General features: G+C 43.1%; 16 protein-coding genes. 13 read left to right on the forward strand and 3 right to left on the reverse strand.

Going from position 1 to position 22,871, the window contains the following annotated elements; translation table 11 throughout:
• Positions 1 to 10: 10 nt before the first annotated feature.
• From ACTNC6_RS01240 to ACTNC6_RS01250, 3 genes are all read left to right on the forward strand, one after another.
• On the forward strand, positions 11 to 1,807 hold the full coding sequence (locus ACTNC6_RS01240) for an L-fucose isomerase (protein ID WP_441034581.1): 1,797 nt from the start codon (positions 11 to 13) through the stop codon (positions 1,805 to 1,807).
• 190 nt (positions 1,808 to 1,997) lie between these two features.
• Positions 1,998 to 4,283 (forward strand): C1 family peptidase, encoded by a 2,286-nt coding sequence (locus ACTNC6_RS01245; protein ID WP_441042985.1) that lies wholly within the window; start codon positions 1,998 to 2,000, stop codon positions 4,281 to 4,283.
• A gap of 25 nt (positions 4,284 to 4,308) precedes the next feature.
• Complete coding sequence (locus ACTNC6_RS01250; protein WP_441042986.1) at positions 4,309 to 5,277, forward strand: hypothetical protein; 969 nt, start codon at positions 4,309 to 4,311, stop codon at positions 5,275 to 5,277.
• A gap of 148 nt (positions 5,278 to 5,425) precedes the next feature.
• Here ACTNC6_RS01250 and ACTNC6_RS01255 read toward each other — a convergent pair whose 3' ends face one another.
• On the reverse strand, positions 5,426 to 5,869 hold the full coding sequence (locus ACTNC6_RS01255; RefSeq protein WP_173742184.1) for an RbsD/FucU family protein: 444 nt from the start codon (positions 5,867 to 5,869) through the stop codon (positions 5,426 to 5,428).
• 376 nt (positions 5,870 to 6,245) lie between these two features.
• On the opposite strand from ACTNC6_RS01255, the gene ACTNC6_RS01260 reads away from it, so the two are divergent.
• From ACTNC6_RS01260 to ACTNC6_RS01305, 10 genes are all read left to right on the forward strand, one after another.
• Positions 6,246 to 7,865: a response regulator gene (locus ACTNC6_RS01260; protein ID WP_441042987.1), complete on the forward strand. Its 1,620-nt coding sequence runs from the start codon at positions 6,246 to 6,248 to the stop codon at positions 7,863 to 7,865.
• Positions 7,862 to 9,688: a cache domain-containing sensor histidine kinase gene (locus ACTNC6_RS01265; protein ID WP_441034573.1), complete on the forward strand. Its 1,827-nt coding sequence runs from the start codon at positions 7,862 to 7,864 to the stop codon at positions 9,686 to 9,688. Before ACTNC6_RS01260 ends, ACTNC6_RS01265 begins: the two co-directional genes overlap by 4 nt.
• Positions 9,675 to 10,652 carry a substrate-binding domain-containing protein gene (locus ACTNC6_RS01270; RefSeq protein WP_441042988.1) on the forward strand — a complete coding sequence of 326 codons (978 nt, stop codon included), beginning with the start codon at positions 9,675 to 9,677 and terminating at the stop codon, positions 10,650 to 10,652. Before ACTNC6_RS01265 ends, ACTNC6_RS01270 begins: the two co-directional genes overlap by 14 nt.
• Before the next feature lie 195 nt (positions 10,653 to 10,847).
• The gene (locus ACTNC6_RS01275; RefSeq protein ID WP_441034569.1) at positions 10,848 to 11,825 is read left to right on the forward strand and encodes an ABC transporter permease; all 978 of its coding nucleotides are present in this window, start codon (positions 10,848 to 10,850) and stop codon (positions 11,823 to 11,825) included.
• Between the two features lie 20 nt (positions 11,826 to 11,845).
• Positions 11,846 to 13,357 (forward strand): sugar ABC transporter ATP-binding protein, encoded by a 1,512-nt coding sequence (locus ACTNC6_RS01280; RefSeq protein WP_441034567.1) that lies wholly within the window; start codon positions 11,846 to 11,848, stop codon positions 13,355 to 13,357.
• 11 nt (positions 13,358 to 13,368) lie between these two features.
• On the forward strand, positions 13,369 to 14,346 hold the full coding sequence (locus ACTNC6_RS01285; RefSeq protein ID WP_173742178.1) for an ABC transporter permease: 978 nt from the start codon (positions 13,369 to 13,371) through the stop codon (positions 14,344 to 14,346).
• Positions 14,347 to 14,520: 174 nt separating this feature from the next.
• On the forward strand, positions 14,521 to 15,639 hold the full coding sequence (locus ACTNC6_RS01290; RefSeq protein ID WP_441034565.1) for a substrate-binding domain-containing protein: 1,119 nt from the start codon (positions 14,521 to 14,523) through the stop codon (positions 15,637 to 15,639).
• Positions 15,640 to 15,735: 96 nt separating this feature from the next.
• On the forward strand, positions 15,736 to 16,107 hold the full coding sequence (locus ACTNC6_RS01295) for a hypothetical protein (protein WP_441034563.1): 372 nt from the start codon (positions 15,736 to 15,738) through the stop codon (positions 16,105 to 16,107).
• 212 nt (positions 16,108 to 16,319) lie between these two features.
• Positions 16,320 to 17,720 carry a rhamnulokinase gene (gene rhaB / locus ACTNC6_RS01300; RefSeq protein WP_173742175.1) on the forward strand — a complete coding sequence of 467 codons (1,401 nt, stop codon included), beginning with the start codon at positions 16,320 to 16,322 and terminating at the stop codon, positions 17,718 to 17,720.
• Between the two features lie 70 nt (positions 17,721 to 17,790).
• Positions 17,791 to 19,209: an arabinose isomerase gene (locus tag ACTNC6_RS01305; protein ID WP_441034560.1), complete on the forward strand. Its 1,419-nt coding sequence runs from the start codon at positions 17,791 to 17,793 to the stop codon at positions 19,207 to 19,209.
• Between the two features lie 76 nt (positions 19,210 to 19,285).
• On the opposite strand, the gene ACTNC6_RS01310 is transcribed toward ACTNC6_RS01305, so the two are convergent.
• A complete protein-coding gene (locus ACTNC6_RS01310; protein ID WP_441034558.1) occupies positions 19,286 to 21,109 on the reverse strand; it encodes a sensor histidine kinase in 1,824 nt (607 codons plus the stop codon).
• 10 nt (positions 21,110 to 21,119) lie between these two features.
• Positions 21,120 to 22,676: a response regulator transcription factor gene (locus ACTNC6_RS01315; RefSeq protein ID WP_441042989.1), complete on the reverse strand. Its 1,557-nt coding sequence runs from the start codon at positions 22,674 to 22,676 to the stop codon at positions 21,120 to 21,122.
• Between the last annotated feature and the right edge of the window lie 195 nt (positions 22,677 to 22,871).

A 22,871-nucleotide genomic window follows, 5' to 3' on the forward strand; every position in this document is an offset into this window, starting at 1 on the left:
TATTTTTATTATGGCAAAGAGCAGATTAATTGGCAGCTATCCGGTAATCGGAATCAGACCTACTATCGATGGTCGTAGAGGAGCATTGGATGTTCGTGGATCTCTGGAAGATCAGACAATGAACATGGCAAAATCAGCTGCCAAATTATTCGAAGAGAATTTAAGATATTCCAACGGAGAACCGGTTAAGGTTGTAATCGCTGATACAACTATCGGACGTGTTGGTGAGAGCGCTGCATGTGCAGATAAATTCCGTAAAGAAGGCGTAGATATCACTCTTACAGTTACACCATGCTGGTGCTACGGTGCTGAGACAATGGATATGGATCCACAGACAATCAAAGCTGTATGGGGATTCAACGGAACAGAAAGACCTGGTGCTGTATACCTTGCATCTGTACTTGCAACACATGCACAGAAAGGACTTCCGGCATTTGGTATCTACGGACATGATGTTCAGGAAGCTGATGACACATCTATTCCGGAAGACGTTAAAGAAAAATTGTTAAGATTCGGCCGTGCAGCAGTTGCAGCAGCATCTATGAGAGGAAAATCTTATCTGCAGATCGGTTCTGTAACAATGGGTATCGGCGGATCTATCATTGATTCCGATTTCATCGAATCTTATCTTGGAATGAGAGTTGAGTCTGTTGATGAGGTAGAAATCATTCGTCGTATGACAGAAGGCATCTATGATCACGCAGAATTTGAGAAAGCTCTGAAATGGGCAAAAGAGACCTGTAAGATCGGATGGGACAAGAACCCTGAAGAACTTCAGTTCTCAGCTGAGAAGAAAGAAGAGCAGTTCGAGTTTGTTGTTAAGATGGCAGTTATCATCAAAGAGCTGATGAACGGCTGTGACAATCTTGATCCTGCATTCTCCGAGGAAGCAATCGGACACAACGCTCTGGCAGCTGGTTTCCAGGGACAGAGACAGTGGACAGACTTCTATCCGAATGGTGACTTTGCAGAAGCTATGCTGAATACTTCCTTTGACTGGAACGGAGCACGTGAGCCATACATCCTGGCTACAGAAAACGATGTTCTGAACGGACTTGGAATGATGTTCATGAAACTTCTGACAAACAGAGCACAGATTTTCGCTGATGTTCGTACATATTGGAGCCCAGAGGCTGTTAAGAAAGCTACAGGATATGACCTTGAAGGCGTAGCTAAAGAAGCTGGTGGATTCCTTCACCTGATCAACTCCGGTGCTGCCTGCCTCGATGCTAACGGCGAAGCTAAAGATGAAAATGGCAATGCTGTTATGAAACAGTGGTGGGATATCACAGAAGAAGACCAGAAAGCAATCATGGATAACACAGAATGGTGTATGGCTGACAACGGATACTTCCGTGGAGGCGGATACTCCAGCCGTTATGAAACAAAAGCTCAGATGCCTGCAACAATGATCCGTCTGAACCTTGTGAAAGGACTTGGACCGGTTCTGCAGATTGCTGAAGGATGGACAGTAGCTCTTCCTGAAGAAGTATCTGATAAACTGTGGAAACGTACAGACTATACATGGCCATGTACATGGTTCGCTCCAAGATGTGATGGAAAAGAAGGACCGTTCAAAACAGCTTATGATGTAATGAACAATTGGGGTGCTAACCACGGTGCAATCTCTTACGGACACATCGGTGCAGATCTTATCACAATGTGCTCTATGCTGAGAATCCCGGTATCCATGCACAATGTTCCTGAGAAAGATATCTATCGTCCGGCAGCATGGAATGCATTCGGCATGGACAAAGAAGGTGCCGACTTCAGAGCATGCAAGAACTACGGACCACTTTATAAATAATAAGGTGAAACAGTTATAATAAGTAAATAACATGATAAAACCTCAATACCCGTCTCTCCTTTTTCGGAGAGGCGGGTATTTACGTTACTGTTTACATTTTCCTGATAAATAGATATAATAATATTCAATACATAAAGATATCATGAAGTGTTTGGATTTATATTACTTTATCAGAAAAGGAGGAACGGATTTGAAGAAAAGAAGAGCTGCCGGAAAGCGGACTTTTTCTCTGCTCCTTGCGCTTGCTGTGACAATATCTTCTGTACCTGTTTCTGCAGGTGAGTTGTTTGCTTCCGGTGCAGAAGAGGTGCAGCTGCCCATAGAGAATGAAGAGGATGCGTTTGATGTCCCCATAGCAGAGGATGAATTTAATATCACAGAGGAAACCTTTACTGCAGATGACAGTGAAGATAAATTTCAGGATGCAGAAGAGGATGTAACTGGAGATACTGATGAAATCCGGTATATCAAAGGACGGCCTCTCACAGAGGAAGAGAGGGAGGAACAGCTGGATCCGATCAGAAGCCTGACAGAACTGGATCCCGGTCCTCAGGTAGACAGTGACTTAAGCTCTGTACCTGCGGCATATGGAATGAGATCATCAGCTTTTCCATCGTTTTATGATTCCAGAAAGTATGGCTATATTACATCAGTAAAAAATCAGCACCCTTTTGGAACCTGTTGGGCTTTTGGCATGGCTTCTCTTCTGGAGTCTTCTCTGCTGGCCCAGGGAAAGGGAAACTATGATCTGTCAGAAGAACATTTATCCTATTTTTTTTCCAACAGACAGAATGATCCCTTGGGAAATACTCCCTATGACCAGAATGGGGTAGCCGGAGATTATCATAAAATTGGGGGAAATGATTATCTGGCAGCATTATTTCTTTCTACCTGGTCCGGAATGACCACAGAGGAAGATGTGCCGCTGCCTACAGATGATACCCATACCCAGGATCTGTCAGAGGTCATCCCGGATATTAAAGCATATAACAGTGTGGTACATCTGAAAAATGCCAGCTTTTCTGACTATTCTCAGGAGAGAATGAAGGAAATGATCACCCGGGACCAGGCAGTGTCTATTATGTTTGATATGTCTACCTCCTATTACAACCCGGATACAGGAGCCTATTGTTATCCTGTCAGAGATAATCCTGTCAGATATATTAATCATATTGTAACTGTAGTTGGCTGGGATGACAATTATTCCAAGGCGAATTTTAAGACTTCCTCCAAGGTTACACAGGATGGTGCCTGGATCGTCAAAAACAGCTGGGGCACGGATTGGGGAGAGGATGGTTATTTTTATCTCTCTTACCAGGATCAGAACATTAGTAATCTGGTTACTGCAGAGGCGGTTACTGTAAATGATGAAAAATATCCCAATAATTATTTCTACGATGGCTCTTCTGCAATTTCCAAGGCCGGTATTAAGACCGGGCAGTCTGCAGCAGCTGTTTTTGAAGCCAAAGCAGCTCCGGAGAAAGATGAGGCACTGGGGGAAGTTAATGTAGTGACCATGAGTGATGATGCGGTTTACCGGATTCAGGTGTATACCAATCTGACAGATTCTTCAGATCCTTTCAGTGGAACTCCTGCATATTCTGCTCCGGTTACTTACACCCAGGATCTTGCAGGCGTGCAGACAGTGGAGGTTCCGGAAGTAGTTCTTATGCCAGGTTCTTCCTATTCAGTAGTATTGACAAATGCCGGTTCCAAAACAATTCAGTTTGGTGTGGAGAACAGTACCCGGTATAAGAATACCAATGATTCTGTATGGTTTACTTCTACAGCCGGAGTGACAGAGAACCAGACCTTTTTCAAGGGGGCATCTGCCAGCGCTGAGTGGAAGGATGTGGTATCTTCAGGCTATAGTTTTAGGATCAAGGCGCATACCAGAACTCTGAATACCAAAAGTACGCTGGATACCCCGGCATTTACTGCAAAGGCAAACAATAATGGATATAATCAGATTACCTGGAAAAAGGTGACCGGTGCCCAGGGGTATAACATTTATCGCCAGGCAGCGTCCGGAGGAAAATGGACAAAGCTGGCAGCAGTAAAGGGAACAGTGCTGAAGTATCAGGATAAAAAGATAACAGCCACTGCTTCTTACCGCTATACAGTGCGGGCATGGTACAAATCCAGCACCAGAACCTATATGAGTGCGTATACTCCGGGAAAGGTTATAAAGGCAGCTCCTGCACTGCAGAAGGTATCTTCTGTAAAAAAAGAGAAAAATGGAATCCGTATTCGCTGGAAGGCGCAGAAAAACTGTGACGGATATCGGATATACAGAAAGAAGAAGGGCGAAAAATACAAATTACTTGCGACAATTTCTAAAGGAACTTCTACTTCTTATCTGGACAAGAAAGCCCAAAAAGGTGTATTATATTCCTATGCAGTAAAAGCGTATGTAAAGGAACCCTATGGCAAGGTATACAGCAGGTATACGGGATCATCGTATATAAAGTGCTGAAGGATGAAAATTGAAGGAAATAATCATGAAGAAAAAGACAAGGAAGAAAACATTGAGAACACTTTTGGGGTTTTTGATATGTATATTTACCATGACAGTATGTGTATGGGCAGATGAGGGTACCAGCCAGAATCCGGATTATGTGACTGATTATTACATGCTTGTGGAGAGCCCGGAGGGAGGAATTGATATCTATTCAGAGGCAGATCCTCAGAGCACAAAGCTTAATGGTGAACTTATCCCTAATGGGATAGCAATCCGAATCCAGGGAGAGAAAACCGGAACAGATAATAAAAAATGGGGATATACCCAGTATCATGGAATGAATGGCTATGTACCTATGGATAACCTGGATCCTGTGTCCCGGTCTGAGGCTGTAAAATCAGAATATAAGGTACTTGGCGGACAGGATGCAGATTTTGATGTAAAGATAAACAGCCAGGATAAAGCTGCTGTACTCTATAACGGACCTGGAGAAAAGTTTGGAGAGGTGTCTGGCACAGGAGAAATTGCAAATGGTACTTCTGTCCATATTTCCCAGTATGTAGAGAGCGAAGATGGCAGCAGCTGGGGAAAGACATCCATAGATGACAAAGAAGGAAGCAGCACAGAGGGATGGCTGAATCTGGATAAGGGCACAGATTATAAGCCGGCAGCTTCTGGTGATATGACGACCGTACCGGAAGCTGCTTCTGCTGAGAACGGAGCTGCTACACCGGAAGCAACTCCTACAGCAAAGGTAACTCCAACAGTAGAAGCAACCCCAACAGCAGAGGCGACTCCTACAGTAGAAGCAACTCCGACAGTAGAAGCAACCCCAACGGCGGAGGCAACCCCGACAACAGAGGTAGCTCCCACAGAAAAGGCAGAGAAAGCATCTTCCGGGAATATAAGCGCTTCCCTGGGTGGAAATGTTGCCGGAATTTGTATCAGTATTGCAGGGGCGGTTTTCCTTGCAGGATTATTGTTTTACTTCCTGAAAAAGAAAAAATAATGCAATATAAAAAGAACAGTGCACATTGTGTGCAACTGTTCTTTTTTTAGGAAAATGTGTGTGTATGTGTATAATTGAGACAGTTCAGAGGAGCACTCCGATTGCCTGGAGTATTGATCATTAAGTAAGAAGTGTTTGTTATTCAGAATTATTTATTGATAACAACACCCTTCTGAAGCATAACATTTGCGTACAGAGCTTTCTCACCGGTAGAGATGATGCAGTATGCTGTCTTTGCCTGCTCGTAGAATTCAAAACGTTCAATATTTCCGATTGCTTTTGCACCGCGGTCATCATGTTTTGCTACGATTTCTTTGTAAGTATCCCAGATTGGTGTTTCTACAGTATCTCCAGGCATAACTTCCATAAGATTTACAGGTTTCTCTACATAAGTATCCAGTGGGAAGAGTTGAAGGATGGCATCCAGGAGCTCCGGCACGCCATGTCCGTCACAGCGGATTGTAATTGCATTCTTGCCCATAGATTCTACAGGAAAGTTGCCGTCTGCGATGACAAGACGATCACTATGTCCCATTTCACATAATACTTTTAATAATTCTGGTGATAAAATTTCAGGAATACCTTTTAACATAATTTTTCCCCTTTCAACAATACATTCATAGTTACTGCGTTGTTATATGTTGTCTGCATATAACAACACAGTACACGCTTATTACTACTCATCAGTTTACAGGCTTCGGGCAGATTATTCAAGGCAATATTTTCCGTAAAATGTTTATTTTTTTATGCTGATCAGGAATTGTTAATATTTACAGATGATATCTGTGAAATATTTTGTGGAATGAGCAAAGTTTGCTAAAAACCAGATACATAAAATTGTAAAAATCGTCAAAATATGGTATGATATTTTACATGTAATGAACTATGAGATACCATAGGCATGATTTATGAACGGCATATGGCAAATGTTTGCGGGATAACGATATTATGGGGGAAGATATAATTCTATGTACAAAATTTTATTGGTGGATGATGAAATCCTTGTCAGGGATGCCATCAGGGAGAACATTGACTGGGGAAAGCTGGATTGTGAACTGATAGGAGACTGTGAGAACGGTAAACAGGCTGTGGAGTTTGTAAAAACACATGAGGTAGATATTGTTCTCACAGATATTCTCATGCCTTATATGGATGGAATGGAACTGAGCCATTTTCTCCATGATAATTATCCGGATATTCTGATCGTGATCTTCAGCGGTTTCGGTGAGTTCGAGTATGCAAAAAAAGCAATACAGTATAATGTAAGCGAATATATGCTGAAGCCGGTTACTGCCATGGAGCTGACCAAGGTTATTGAAAATATGAAGGAAAAACTGGATTCCAGGAAAAAGGAACAGAGGAAGATGGAGTCTCTGACTCAGGTTTCCCAGGATTATCATAAGAATGCAAATGTAATCCGTTCTAAGGCGCTGGACTGTCTGGTGAAATGTACCAGAGAAGTACAGGTCAGCCTGGATGAGCTGGAGAGAATGGGAATTACTTTCCAGGCTGCCAGCTACAGAGTGGCAGTGTTTGATATAGATACGTATTCGGAAATGTACCAGATGGATATGGATAAGCAGCAGGAGAGTGCACTTATGGCTTTTGTGCTGTTTAATGTAGGTGATGAGATTGTGGTACGGGAGAAGGCGGGAGTGGTATACCAGGAGGGAAACAACCGTGTGTGTATCATCTTTGCCGGAAACAGGACAAAGGAATTTTCTGAGAGCATCCACAGAATCTGCCATGAAATCCAGAAGAAGGTAAAGGAGGTAATCGGGCTTGAGACCTCCATTGGAATCGGAAGTTGGGTGCGGTCACCTTATGAGCTGATCTATTCCTACAGGCTGGCTGCCAAAGCCATTGATTACCGTTATCTTTTAGGTGGAAATCTGCTTTTTGATATGGAAGAGAAAAAAACAGACAATTCTATTTTCCTGATAAATGATCTGGAAACACTTACAGAGGCAATCAAGTCCGGAGACCGAAGGCTTATGGAAGAAACACTGGGACAGATTGAGACAGAGATTAAATCCGCATTAGTGGAAAAAAGTTATGCCTGCATTTATCTGCAGCAGGTGATCCGTGCAATTGGAAATACCTGTCAGTCTCTCAGTGAGGAGCCGGAAAAGATTATAGCCCAGAGAGAGGCTCTTTTGAAAGCAGTTACAGAGCAGAGAATGTTCTCTCAGGCAGCGGCCCTGGTGGAGAAGTATGCACAGGAGGTATTTGACGAACTGCAGGAGCTGAACAGCTCCAGCGGACAGAGACAGGGAATGCTGGCAATGGATTATATACAGAAAAATTATATGGATCCGGGCCTGAGCCTGAACAGTATCTGTTCTTATCTGAATATCAGCACCAGCTATTTCAGTACCATATTTAAGGAAATGACAGGAGAGACTTTTATTGAAGTGCTGACCAGGGTCAGGATGGAGAAAGCCAAGGAACTTCTGGAGAATACCACTATGAAAAATTATGAGATCGCAGAAAAGGTAGGCTTCTCAGACCCTCATTATTTTGGAATTTCCTTTAAAAAGATAACAGGGAAAACACCTACTGAATATGCAAGGGAGAAACGCCGATGAAGAAAAAAGGAATAGCTGCAAGGCTTCCTGTGAAATTTAAGAGTATTCAGAACTCAATATTCTGTGCAGTTTCAATTCTGGTGTTAAGTGCAGTGCTGGTAGTGACTGTTGTTTCTCTGAGATATACCAATTCCTCCATTTATGAGAACTCCGTTATGTATACACAGAAAATTATCGGGCAACTGAATCAGAATATAGATTCCTATATCAGCTATATGGATAATATTGCGTCCCTGGTAGCTGGAAGCGGAGATGCCTATAAATATCTGTACAGTGAAAGCGGAATAGATGCTCTCTCTCTGAAGGAGTATAATCAGTGCAGACAGCGTCTGACAGAACAGTTTAAGACCATACTGAAGGGCAGGTCTGACATCCGCAACATTGGAATTGTGCGCAGAGAAAATGGAAGTTCATCCCTGTTTAATAACGGGATGTCTACCCGTAATCAGAACCTGAAGCTTGATACTCAGCACTGGTATGCAGATGCTGTGGGAAAATATGATCATTATAACCTGACCTCTTCCCATGTGCAGAATGTGATCAGTGGGGAGCGCCCCTGGGTAATCACTCTCAGCCGAGGAATCCGTAATTATACAGGAGAAGGAGACAGTGATGGAGTAGTTTTTATTGACCTGAACTACAGTGCCATCAGTGAGTTGTGTACGCAGAACAGTGTGGGAACCAAAGGCTATGTGTTTATTCTGGACCAGGATGGGAATATTGTGTATCATCCACAGCAGCAACAGCTTTATAATGAACTGCAGACGGAAAATATTTCCCTGATTATGAATGCCAAAACAGATGTGGTTACAGCAGGAAAGGGTGATGATGAGAAAATATATGCTCTGTCCCATTCTGAGACAACCGGATGGACCATTGTAGGCTGTATGAATATGTCTGAGCATTTGAAAAACAGCAGAAAAGCCAGAAGCATTTATGTGCTGGTAGCTCTGGGACTGATCGCAGTAGCCCTGGTGATTTCCAGCGAGATTGCCAGAAATATTACCTTCCCGATCCAGAAGCTACGCGATTCTATGAAAAGAGTGCAGAAGGGAGATTTTTCTGCAGCGGAAATTGAGGTGTATTCGGATAATGAGATCGGAAGCCTGACCCGGTCTTTTAATGTGATGACTCACAAGATCCAGGATCTGATGGCTCAGAACATTCAGGAGCAGGAGCAGAAACGAAAAATTGAACTGAAAGCACTTCAGTCCCAGATCAATCCTCATTTCTTATATAATACACTGGATTCTATTATCTGGATGGCAGAAGGAAAAAAGAATGAAGAGGTAGTACTTATGACTGCTTCTCTGGCGCGGCTTCTCAGGCAAAGTATCAGTATTGAAAATGAACTGGTGACCATTGGGCAGGAAATCGAGTATGTAAGAAGTTATCTTACGATTCAGAAAATGCGATATAAGGATAAGCTGGAATTTGAGATCAATGTGGATCCACGGATCACCCATGCACAGATCATCCGTCTGGTGCTGCAGCCCATTGTGGAGAATGCTATTTATCATGGCCTGAAATACAAAGAGAGCAAGGGAATGCTCAAGGTTCATGGCTATGAACTGGGAGAACGGATTATTATTGATATTACAGATGACGGCGTAGGCATGGATGAGGAAACACTGAAGCATATCTATGATAAGCATAAGGTCAATTACCACTCAAACGGAGTGGGAGTATACAATGTACAGCAGCGTCTGGTCCTTTATTATGGAAAGGAATATGGAATTATCTATCACAGTGAAAAAGGAAAGGGAACTACAGCTACTGTTGTGATCCCCAAAAGGCAGGAGGATGTCCATGAGAAAATATAGAAAAGTGATTATCATTATAATAATCCTTATGGCTGCACTTCTGGTGGCTGTGACAGGGCTGATGTCTCCCGGAGTGACGCAAACCAGAGAGTGTTCTCTGATCTATATTCCAAAGATTAAGGATGATGCCAATGATTTCTGGTCATCATTGATTTCCGGATGTAAAATGGCTGCAGAGGAATATGGCTCAAAACTGGAGATTATGGCACCGGACAAAGAGGAAAATATTGAAGAACAGAATCGTCTGCTTAAGGCAGCCATTGAAAAGGAACCGGATGCCATCCTGTTCTCTCCTTCCAGTATGAGTGCGTCAGATAAACTGCTGAAAAAGGCAAAGGAAAAGGGAATCCGCATTACCTATATTGACTCTTATACAGAGGAAGAGCTTCAGGATCTTACTGTTGCCACAGATAATGTGGAGGCAGGCAGACGTCTGGGGGAATATGCCAGAACCCTGCTGGATAAGGATTCCAGGCTTGCCATAGTCAGTCATGTAAAAGGGGTTTCTACTGCAGTGGAAAGAGAACAGGGCTTCAGAGAGGGCCTGGGGGATTATGCAAAAAATATTGTAGAGGTGGTTTACTGTAACTCCCTTTTTGAAAAATCCTATGAGCTGACCAATGAATTGATGAAGAAATATCCAGATCTGGAAATGATCGCAGGAATGAATGAATATTCTGCTGTAGGCGTGGGACGTGCAGTCAGTGATGCAGGGGCAAAGGACAGGATTGCAGTAGTCGGTGTGGATTGCTCCCAGGAGGCCATTAATCTGATGGAAATGGGAGTTTACAAGGGGATTATTGTTCAGAAGGCTTTCCGTATGGGATATATGGGAGTGGAGGAGACAATCCATATGCTGAACGGAGACTCTGTGGCGAAAAATATTGATTCCGGCTGTGAACTGGTGACACCGGACAATATGTATGACAGTGATATTGAGCGGCTGATCTTCCCTTTTTACTAAAAAACTTCTTATTATATATAGCAGACAAATGTAAAAGTAAATGGTTATTATGTTACAGAAAAGGTTAAATATTTCCTATGCACAGACAGGAAATATTTAACCTTTTTTTGGAAAATATTCCATTACAATTATCCTGGTATTAAGGTAAGATAGACTCAACAACAAGAGAGATAAAATGTAAGGAGGGTGTATAACTTGGAAAAGTTGAAACAAAATCCAGTGGTTAAGAAGCTTGGACTGAACAGAATCCTGCTTGTCTGTATTCTGATTCTTATGTTCATTGTTTTCAAAGTAGTTCTGGGAAGTAAATTCCCTGTGTCTGACAGTATTAAATCTACTTTGAACTATGTATACTTCCTTGGCTTCCTGTCACTTGGAGTAACATTCGTAATTGCAACCGGAGGAATTGATTTCTCCATTGGACCGGTAATGTTCTGTTGTGCCCTGATCTCAGGATACTGCATGACAGCTTACCATGTACCATGTGCCCTGGCAATGGTGATCTGTGTGCTGATCGGATTTGCCTTTGGTATGTTTAATGGTTTTATGGTATCTTACATGTCAGTTCCGGCGTTTATTATTTCCATGGCGTCTATGAACATTGCAAAAGGTCTTGCATCTGTATTTACCAAAACTCAGTCTGTAAGCTGGCCACAGTCTTCAGATCCTGTAAATGGATGGTTCAGAAATATCATTTCTTACAAGGGCTTCCCTGTAGGACTTGTAATTTTCCTGATTGCAGCTGTGCTTTGCGGTATTATTCTTTACAACACAAAACCGGGACGTTATATCCTTTGTCTTGGTTCTAACAGCGAAGCGGTTCGCCTTTCCGGTGTTAATACCAGAAAATGGAAGATGCTTGCTTATGTAATCTGCGGTGTTCTGGTTGGAATCGCAGGACTGTTCTTCGTAGGAGCTTATACAACTGTTCAGCCTGGATACGGCGACCAGTACAACAACGAAGCAATTGCAGGTTGTGTAATGGGTGGTACTTCCATGGTTGGTGGACTTGCTTCTATTGGCGGTACAGTAATCGGTGTGTTTATCATCTCACTTCTTCAGCAGGGAATCATGGCATTTGGCCTTGGTAAAGGACAGCAGATGATCATCACAGGTCTCATTGTAATCGCAGCAGTTTACGTCGACGTATCTGCAAGACGCAGAAAGAACTGATCGGAAGGGAGGATGTAACAATGGGTGAAGTTATTTTAACTATGAAGGACATTGATAAGTCCTTTCCTGGAGTTCATGCCCTTGATCACGTTAATTTCGAGGTGAAACGCGGCGAAGTACATGCACTTATGGGAGAAAACGGTGCCGGTAAATCTACACTGATGAAGGTTCTTACCGGTATTTATCAGAAAGATTCAGGCAGTATTACATATAAGGGTAAGGAAACAGAGTTTCACAGTACCAGAGAAGCACAGGATGCAGGTGTTGTAATCGTGCATCAGGAGCTGAACATGGTAGGTGACCTGACAGTTGCCCAGAATATTTTCATCGGACGTGAGCCAAAGAAGGGATTACGTATTGATGACAAGAAAATGATCGAAGATTCTAAGAAGCTTTTCAAGGATCTGAATATTGAAATCAATCCAAGAGAAAAGATGAAAAACCTTACAGTAGGTAAGCAGCAGATGTGCGAGATCGCAAAGGCAATTTCCCATAAAGCGGAGGTTATTGTTTTCGATGAGCCTTCCGCTGCACTGACAGAGAAGGAAATCGCTGATTTATTTGAGATTATCCGTGACCTGCGTAAGAAAAATTTGGGAATTGTTTATATCTCACACCGTATGGATGAGATCAAGGTGATTACAGACCGTGTAACAGTCATGCGAGACGGTGGTTATGTGGGAACACTGGTTACAGCAGAAAGTACAAAAGAAGATATCATCAACATGATGGTTGGTCGTGTTATTTACGAAGATCCGAAGGAACACAGCATGGTTGCACCGGATGCACCGGTTGTTCTGAAAGTAGAACATCTGAATGCAGGTAAGATGGTTCAGGATGTAAGCTTTGAGCTTCGTAAAGGAGAAATCCTTGGTTTCTCAGGACTGATGGGTGCAGGACGTACAGAGACTGCCAGAGCATTATTCGGAGCTGACCCGAAACAGAGTGGAAAGATTTCCATTATGGGCAAGGACGGACAGCTTCATGAGGTTACCATCAACAGTCCACAGGATGCAGTTAAATACGGTATCGGTTATCTGTCAGAGGACAGAAGAAGATATGGTTGTGTTGTACAGAAATCTGTAACAGAGAATACGACACTGGCAACTATGGAAGAATTTACCAGTGGTCTTTTGATCAATAAGGCGAAAGAAAAAGAAGTTGCAGAGAGATATGTAAAAGAACTGGCAACTAAAACTCCAAGCTGCGATCAGCTGGTAGTCAATCTTTCCGGTGGTAACCAGCAGAAGGTGGTTATCGCAAAATGGCTGACACGAGACAGTGAGATCCTTATTTTCGATGAGCCCACCAGAGGTATCGACGTTGGTGCCAAAAATGAAATTTACAAATTAATGAACAAACTGGCTGCAGAAGGTAAATCCATTATTATGATTTCTTCTGAAATGACAGAAGTTCTCCGAATGAGTGACCGAATCATCATCATGTGTGAAGGTAAAGTAACTGGAAATATTGATATTTCCGAAGCTACACAGGAACACATTATGAGTAAGGCTACACGAAATATTGATTAAGGAGGAAAGTCATGACTAAGAAGAAAAAAAGTATTTTAAGTGATCAGAGATTTATTGTATTGCTGGTTATCATTGTACTGGCTGCATTCTTCTCTTTCAGAAGTGCTGAGTTCAGAAAATACACTACACTTCTCAGTATGCTGGATTTCTCATACTATGACCTTCTGATGGCAATAGGTGTTACATTCCCGCTTATTACCGGAGGTGTAGACCTGTCAATTGGTACTGGTATGGTATGTTACGCATTGATTTCAGGATCTCTGATAAGAAATAACAACCTTCCGGTTGCAGCAGCAATGTTACTTTGCATTGTACTTGGACTTATTGTAGGAGCAGCAAATGGTGTGCTGATTGGTGTTATGAACCTGCCTCCATTCCTTGCTACCCTTTGTACCTGTATGATTACCCGTGGTGCTGGTTCTCTTTGCAGTGCTACACCATGGCCGGCATTATCACAGGATGGTGGATGGTTCCACACAATCTTCAAAATTACAGTTGGTACAGGAAGAAGCGCTTCCCGTTATCCAATCGGTTTTCTGTGGATGGTTATCCTGGTTCTGGTAATGGAGTTCGTACTGAATAAGACAAAATTCGGACGTTACACCATTGCAATCGGTTCCAACAAAGAAGCAGCAGCTCTTTCAGGAATCAACGTTAAATTCTACCATGTAATGGTATATGTAGTCTGTGGTCTGTTTACAGGTCTTGCAGCTATCGCATATGCAGCAGTTACACCTACTGTACAGCCTGGTACAGGTGCCGGACTTGAGATGGACGCCATCGGCGGTGTATTCGTAGGTGGTGTTGCAGCAACAGGTGGTTACGGTTCCGTAATCGGTACATTTGTTGGTATCTTTGTCATCATGCTCTTAAAGACAGGTCTTCCATACATCGGCCTGCAGGCAAACTGGCAGCAGATCATCACAGGTATCGTTCTGATCGTAGCAGTCCTGATCGATATTATGAAAGAAAAGAAAGGCTCCCACTAATAGCCGGGTAGCCATACTGCGATAGGAATCGCAGAAATGTAAGGGATAATGAAACAACGGAGGAGCAAGGCTGCTTTTCATGAAAATAGGGATAAGAGTAGTGAAAGGCAGTAGTTCTTCTGGGGTATCATCATAAAAACTATATAATTTTTTCTTAAAAGGAGGAAGTATTAAATGAAAGCAAAGAAAGTGATCGCATTAGTTATGTGTGCAACAATGGTAGCAGGAATGTCAGCTACATGTGTTATGGCAGCAGATGATATGCCAGAGCAGTTCAAAGATCTGAAAGCAGCTGAAGCTTATGAATTCCCGATGATGGTTAAATCTTTCCAGTCTACATACTGGGATGCAGCTCAGGAAGGTATGAAGAAAGCAGCTGAAGAACTTGGCGTTACATATACAGCACAGGGACCAAACAGTGAATCTGATATTGCTGACCAGGTTAACATGATCAACACAGCAATCGCTTCCAATCCTAAAGGAATCGGTATTGCAGCATGCGATACATCTTCTGTACAGGACGCTCTGAATACTTGCGTTGAAAAGGGAATCCCGGTTGTAACATTCGATACAGGTATTGCTGATGCTCCGGAAGGATCTGTTGTTTGTGAAGTTTGTACAGACAATGCACAGGCTGGTTCTGTAGCAGCCGAGCATATGTATGATGCGATCAAAGACGTTATTGCAAACGCTGAGGGACAGGTTATCATCGGTGAAGTTAACCAGGATGCTACAGCTCAGAACATCCAGCAGCGTGGTACAGGTTTCATTAACAAAATGATCGAACTTGTTAAAGCTGATGGCAAAACAGTAGCAGTTAAAGGTAATGATTTCTATGTAAACGCAGCAGAAGGCGCTGACGCTGAAGAAGCTGATGCAGATGTTGTTATCCAGGTAGGTGTTCCTGCACAGACAACTGTAGAGCTTTGCTCCACAGAGGCTCAGGCAATCCTTTCCCAGGAAAACTGTATCGCAGTTTTCGGTTCCAACCAGGTTTCTGCAGAAGGTGTTCTTGCAGCAAACAACAACCTGAACGTTCTTGGATCTGACGCAGCAAACGGTGATGTAATCGGTGTTGGTTTCGATGCTGGTACAACAATCAAAACAGCTGTACAGGATGGTACACTTCTTGGTGCAGTTACACAGTCTCCTCTGATGATGGGATACTATGCAATCTACGCTCTGACAGCAGCAGCTAACGGACAGGAGCTTGAAGATGTTCCTACAGCTGGTTACTGGTATGATTCCACTAACATGGAAGATGAAACCATCGCTCCTAACCTTTATGACTAATTTTTAATTAGTGATAATGAAAGAACGGTAAATAGTTAAAATAACGCCGCACTGCCCATGGCTGTGCGGCGTTACTGGTTACTGGGAGACGATAAAATGAAGGTGACAGAAGAACTGCTGAAGGAAAAGAAAAAGACAGATCTTAATTTTTCTGACGGAATTATTCTTCCGGACGGAGACTATCGTCCTATCAGTAAGGGGGGACATCTTCACAGGCTGATGGAGCTTTTGCCACAGACCGAGGATGAAATCTGGAAGCTGATCCCGGAGGATGATTCCCCATTATTCTGGCTGATCGAGAAGACCGGCTGTGTCCTGACAGATTACAATAACTCCATAGGAATGAAGATGACCGCTGAACAGCAGAGAGTATTTGATGCAATGCGCAGACATGGTTTTATTACAGATGATTACTATGATCTTACAAAGCAGCGCGAAAAAGTAAGAAAAGAAAAGTCTGAAAAATAGAAAAAGTTAAGCAATAAAGCGCTTCATATGAAAGATAAGCCGGGAGTTAGCAAATAAGGACTCTTTTTTAAACAAACCAGGTTCTTAAACTGGGGCTGGAAATAGTTTAAAATGGTATTATCAAGTATGGAGAGAGTGTTTTTGGTTATTGTTTACGGGCAAACAATAACTGTTCCAATTACAATGATCTTACATATTGAGGAGGATTTAAAATGGCAACATATTATTTAGCAGTAGATATCGGAGCATCCAGCGGACGTCATATTCTTGGACATATGGAAAACGGAAAAATGGTTCTGGAAGAGATTTACCGTTTTGAAAATGGAATGGTAAAGAAAGACGGAGAACTTTGCTGGGAATTTGACCGTCTTTTTAAAGAGGTTGTAAATGGGCTGAAAAAATGTAAAGAAATCGGTAAGATTCCGGTAAGCATGGGCGTGGATACCTGGGGTGTTGACTTCGTACTGCTTGACAAAGATGACAAAGTTCTTGGAAATACAGTAGGATATCGTGATCACCGTACAGAGGGAATGGATAAAGAAGTTTATAAGGCTATTTCCCTGAAAGATCTCTATGCAAGAACAGGTATCCAGAAAGCTGATTATAATACCATCTATCAGCTGATGGCAGTGAAAAAGAAACATCCGGAATATCTGGAGCAGGCAGAGACACTTCTTCATGTGCCGGATTACTTCCATTTCCTTCTTACAGGACAGAAAACCTGTGAGTACACAGAGGCTACAACAGGACAGCTTGTAAGCCCGATCACCAAGGACTGGGATTATGAACTGATCGATATGCTCGGTTATCCGAGAAAAATGTTCCAGAAACTGATCATGCCTGGCACAAGCATTGGACATTTGTCAGATAAGATCAGAGAAGAAGTGGGATTTGATCTGGAAGTAGTTGCACCTGCAACACATGATACAGGATCCGCTGTACTGGCAGTTCCTGCAAATGATGATGACTTTATCTATATCAGTTCCGGAACATGGTCACTGATGGGCATTGAAAGAAAAGAAGCAGACTGTTCAGAGAAGAGCTGTGAGATGAACTTCACAAATGAAGGTGGTTATGCAGGCCGTTTCCGTTATCTGAAGAATATTATGGGACTCTGGATGATCCAGTCTGTACGTCATGAAGTAAATGATGCATACAGCTTTGCAGAGATATGTGCAATGGCAGAGGAAGCAAAGGATTTCCCGTCAAGAGTAGAGGCAAATGATGAGTGCTTCCTTTCTCCTGACAATATGACAGAGGAAGTTAAGGATTACTGCCGCAGAACAGGACAGAAGGTTCCGGAAACTCTGGGAGAGATCGCAACAGTTATCTATACAAGCCTTGCAGAATGCTATGCAAAAACAGCAAAAGAGCTTGAAGAGATGACAGGCAGAACTTACAGCCGTATCCATATCGTAGGCGGCGGCTCCAACGCAGGATATCTCAATGAGCTGACTGCAAAGGCAACAAAGAAAGAAATTCATGCAGGCCCAGGAGAGGCTACTGCAATCGGAAATATCACAGCACAGATGCTGAAAGCAGAAGAGTTTAAAACAATCGAAGAGGCTCGTACTATCATTCATGAGTCCTTTGGTGTAAAAGTTTATAAATAATAAAAGAGCAGGAATGCAGACTGCATAATGCATAATGAATCCCCGCTCTGAAAACAGGAGGAATCATATTATGTTAGTAAACACAAAGGCAAAAGTTGGTGTATTTTCTATCGCTTTAGGTGCATATCTGCCTCAGTTCCCGTCACTGGTACCGGAATTTGAGTCACAGTATGCAGCATTCAAGAAAACAATCCCGGATACAGTAGAGATTATTGACGGTGGAATGGTAACTACAAAGGAACAGGCAATGGAAGCAGGGGACAAGTTCCGTGCAGCTGATGTTGATCTGGTATTTCTTCAGATGCTTACCTATGCCACATCCTATAACATGCTTCCGGCAGTCCGTGACTTGGATGTACCGGTTGTTCTGGTGAATGTGCAGAAGCTGAAAGCCCTGGATTATGACCATACCGATATTGCCTCCTGGTTAGGAGAGGGGTATGCATGCGGTGCAGTAGGCGAAGCTGTAGCAGACCTGGAGAGAGCAGGCAAGAGACATGCGGTGATCACAGGTGTTGTAGAAGGTGGAGATCCTGGAGTTCAGGCAGAGATCGAAGACTGGTGTAAGGCTGCTCAGGTAAGAAGAAGATTCCGTGATACCAATATCGCACAGATCGGAAGACCATATCCGGGTATGATGGATCTCTATATTGATGAGACAAATCTGTACAACAGAATGTTCCTGTATACCAAACAGTTTGACTGGGAGAAAATGTGGGCTATTGCTGATGATATTACAGATGAAGATACTATCCGTGCAAAAGCGCAGGAAATCCTGGATACCTTTGAGATCGAAGGCGGCGGAACCATTGAGAAAGTATGGGATATGGCAAAATATGTGGTAGCCTTTGAGAAATGGGTAAAGGACGAGCATCTTGGAATGATCGCTTCCCATTATGATGGATTTGCACAGGGTAAAGCAGGAGTTCTGGACAGTATGCTGATCCCGGCATTTTCCATGCTGATCAAACAGGGTACAGCCTGCGCTGTAGAAGGGGATATGAAGGTTGCCATGGCAATGAGTATCTTAAAGACCATTTCAGGAACAGGACAGCTTTCTGAGATGTACTCCATTGACTTCAATGATGATATCTGTATTATCGGTCATTCCGGAAGCGGTGATGCTGATATCTCTGATAAGAAGCCAACCATGAAGATCGTAAAAGTATTCCACGGTAAGACAGGCGGCGGATATCTGACACAGTTCTATCCATACACAGGTCCTGTTACTTATCTGGCAATCACACAGGATGCAGACGGACACTTCAAATTTGTTGTCGCTGAAGGTGTAAATGAAGAAGGTAAGATTCTTTCCTTTGGTGATACAAATATGAGAACACGTTTCACCTGCGGTGCAAGAGAATTTGTTAACCGTTGGAGTGAAGCTGGCCCAACACATCATATGGCAGCTGCTACAGGAAGACATATCGATACAATTCTGAAGGTTGCAAAGATTTTCAATGTACCGGTAGATATTGTTACAAGATAATAAAATAGTAAGATTTCTCCATGAAAGTGGAATCATATAAAACACATATTCAAAAAGAAAGAAACCCGGCAGATTGTCAGGTTTCTTTTTTTGCAGGAATACGGATTTGTACTTCAGTGCCCTGTCCGGGCTTGCTTGTGTAGGTAAGTCCGTATTTTGGTCCATACAGGATCTGCAGCCTTCGGTGCGTGTTGTAAATAGCAATATTGGTACCGCCGGTGCGGCTGTGGCCTGTGCCGGAAAGAATTGTAGGCATTTTCTCCGGAGAAATTCCCACACCATCATCGGAGATCAGCAGAACCACATCCTGATCCTCCAGCCATCCGGTGAGTACGATAGTGCCGGATTTGCTTTCTTTTTCCAGAATACCATGGAGAATTGAATTTTCTACTACAGGCTGCAGGGTCAGCTTGGGAATCTGATATTCCATCAGCTCATCAGGAATATCAGAGATCAGGTCAATGCTGTCATGATATCGCATATTCTGCAGACTTATATAAATGGAAACATGCTCTTCCTCATGGGCTATGGTGGAGATTCCCTTCTTGCGGCTCAGGGTGAGCTTATAGAACCGGGACAGATTCTGTACAGCTGTGCTGACCTCCTCCGTATGTCCCTGCAAGGCCTGCCAGTTGATCATATCCATAGTATTATACAGAAAATGTGGGTTGATCTGGGCCTGTAGGGAATTGAATTCTGCGATGCGCAGGTCTTCAGAAGCTTTTGCCTGTTTCTGGATCAGTTCATTCATTTTTCGGGTCATATAGTTATAGGTGTCAATGAGATCACCTACTTCATCGTGATAAACAGGACTATCCATAGGTACCGGTGGTCCCTGCCGTACTTTTTTCATCTGCCGGATCACGGAGGAAAGGCGGCTGGTGATAGAACGGGACAAAAGGCTGGCCAGTATAATGGCAAAGACCAGGATTGCCAGGTAGATAAACAGCAGCTGAAAGATCAGCTGATTACTCTGGGTGATCAATGGTCTGGAAGGAAGGATCGTTACCATGTACCAGTTAGGAACAGTAATGCTGTAGAAGCCTGCGTATACAGTTTCCCCCAGAATATTCTGCTCGATGAAATTATTAGAGGACATAAAGGAGTCCTTGATGGTATCATAGTCCAGCCAGTAAATACCGGAGAGGGAGTCATCAGAGGAAGCCACAGCACTGTTACGGTCATTAATAATATAGGATACACTTCCCTCAAGAGCCAGATTTTCTGAAAGTATTTTTTCGAAAGTGGAACTGGAATAATAAACAGCAACATAGGCATCGTAGACTGTATTGTAATAATTAACGGAGATCTTACGGATATAGGCCAGATCCCCATAGCTCTCTTTTTCCTTTGCGCCCAGATAAAAGGGAGGACAGTAAAGCTCTGTCATATGACTGCCCTGAAAAATGCCATACCAGTAGGTTCCCCTTGCCTGGGAAATCGGCAGAAATAGATCACAGGTATTCTCACTGACCAGAAGACTGTTCTGGTCTGCCGGGGTATCCACATAAATTCGGATTCCCTTGATCTGGTGACTGTCGCAGACTGCGCTGACTTTTTCTTTAAATTCTTCTGCCTGTTCCCCGTGGGTCACATATCCCAGGGGAGTGCTTACCGGATTGTGAAAGATGGTTTTAAAAAAAGGAATGGATGCCAGATCATCATAGGCAGCAGTTACATCATCCACAGTGTCTTCAATAAGAGGTGCAGTTTTGGCAGAACTGATCTGTTCTTTGCGGATTGTGTTGGAAACCACCATGTCATAAAGCTGGTGATAAAAAAATACAGCAACCAGAATAGCAGGCACTACAACGATCAGCGTGAGGGCAAGGGTGAATTTGCTCTGAAGCTTTAGATCTCCATACCACGCCCGGAATCCCCGGGGATTTTTCTGTGTCATTTTGATTCCCCTATCTGTTTGATTTTTCTCTGTATTCAGAAGGCGACAGTCCGGTATATTTGCGGAAACTTTTTCCGAAATAATTTCCGTCACTGTAACCGACTCTGGAAGAGATGTCTGCAATTTTATATCGGGGATCTGCCAAAAGAGCCTTAGCCTTTTCCATTCGGAATTCGGTCAGATACTGATTGAGAGTCTGCCCGGTTTCATTTTTGAAAAAGGTACATACATAGGAGGCAGACAAAAACACATGATCGCTGATATCCTTGACGGATAAGGTCTCATTCCCGTAATTTTTGCTGATATAGTCCCGGATAAGGAAAATGGTGGAATTCTCAGGGACAGCATCCTGCAGATCAGAAAAATAGTTGTCCACCTGGCTGCACAAAGTATTATGAAGCTCCTGAAAGGTAAAACAGTTTTCCAAAAGGGACATCATGCTTCCGGAATTTGAGGAATGTAAGGGTAGCTTTTGCTGTCTGCGGGCATTTTCCAGAGAAAGAAAAAGCTTATAGTACAGATCCTTGGTCTGGTCAGGCAGAACCTGTGTATTCCGGAAATACTGTTCTTCAAGGTCTTTTAAAATCTGTCCGCATTTGTCAGAGTCCTGAGAAGAAAGAGCTTCTGACAGAAGCGATTCCGGAGCAAAGCCGGGGGCAGATTTTGCACTGGAAGAATTTTGGGAAATTTCTGGTGTAAGATAGGAGTTTGCCGGAAAGAAAAAGCTGCTTTCCAGCAGGATCACGGCAGAGGTATAAGCCTGATATGCCTTGGAAAATCCATGGTAGCTTTCGCCCATAGCAATAAAATGATCTTCATAGGAGCCAAACTGTTCTTCCAGAAAATTCTGGATATCTGATGCCATAAGTGAAGAAAAAGAATCCGGGCTGAAGATAAAATATACCAGAAATTGAAGCTTTTTTGTCACATACACACAGTCACTGTGATAATGCTGAAGCAGATTAAGGAAACCATGGTAAATCTCTTCCGGGGAAGGTTGTACAAATTCCGGGGCGGTGCGCAGACGGATGATCACGCATGTAACCTGGGTACTTGATCCATAGGGGAGAGCGAGCTCTTCTGCCAGCTGCTCTGCAGCCTGAAGGGAATCTATTCCCGGAGTGGTGAGAAGCTGGGCCAGGCGGGAGGCGTTTTCCATAGACTGCAGAGTTTCGCCTCTGTGTGAGCGGATCTTCTTTGTATAAAGCTCTATGGCTTCCAGCACAGCCTCACGGATTTCGGCTGGATTCAGTGGCTTTTCGATATAGTTTACAGCCTTTAATTTGATGGCGGCTTTCAGATAGTCTTTATCGGAATATCCACTCATAAAAATAGGGATGGTATCCGGCAGGATTTTTTCCAGCCGTTCCAGCATGGCAATACCGGTCATGCGGGGCATCCGCACATCACAGAGGATAATCTCCGGGCGGTGTCGCTTTGCCATTTCCAGACCATTTATTCCATCGTCAGCCTGGAGGACTTCCCCAATCCCCAATGCTTTCCAGTCAATAGAGGAGATCACACCGGTACGGGTTAGCTCCTCGTCATCTACGATCAGTAATTTCATATCATTTCTCCATTATATATGTGTAGAAGTTTTTGCTCCTTATGGTCATAGAAACGGGATGACCACATTTTTCATAACTATTTTACCATAAAAAGGTATAAAATACGACCTGTTAAAAAACTTCTTTTGTATAATCTTACAATACCAACAGGAAAATATTTTACCCTGATTCTAAATATTTTCCCATTACCCAAA

The organism is Blautia sp. HCP3S3_C4 (genome assembly GCF_052064095.1).
In the GTDB taxonomy this organism is placed as follows: domain Bacteria; phylum Bacillota; class Clostridia; order Lachnospirales; family Lachnospiraceae; genus Blautia_A.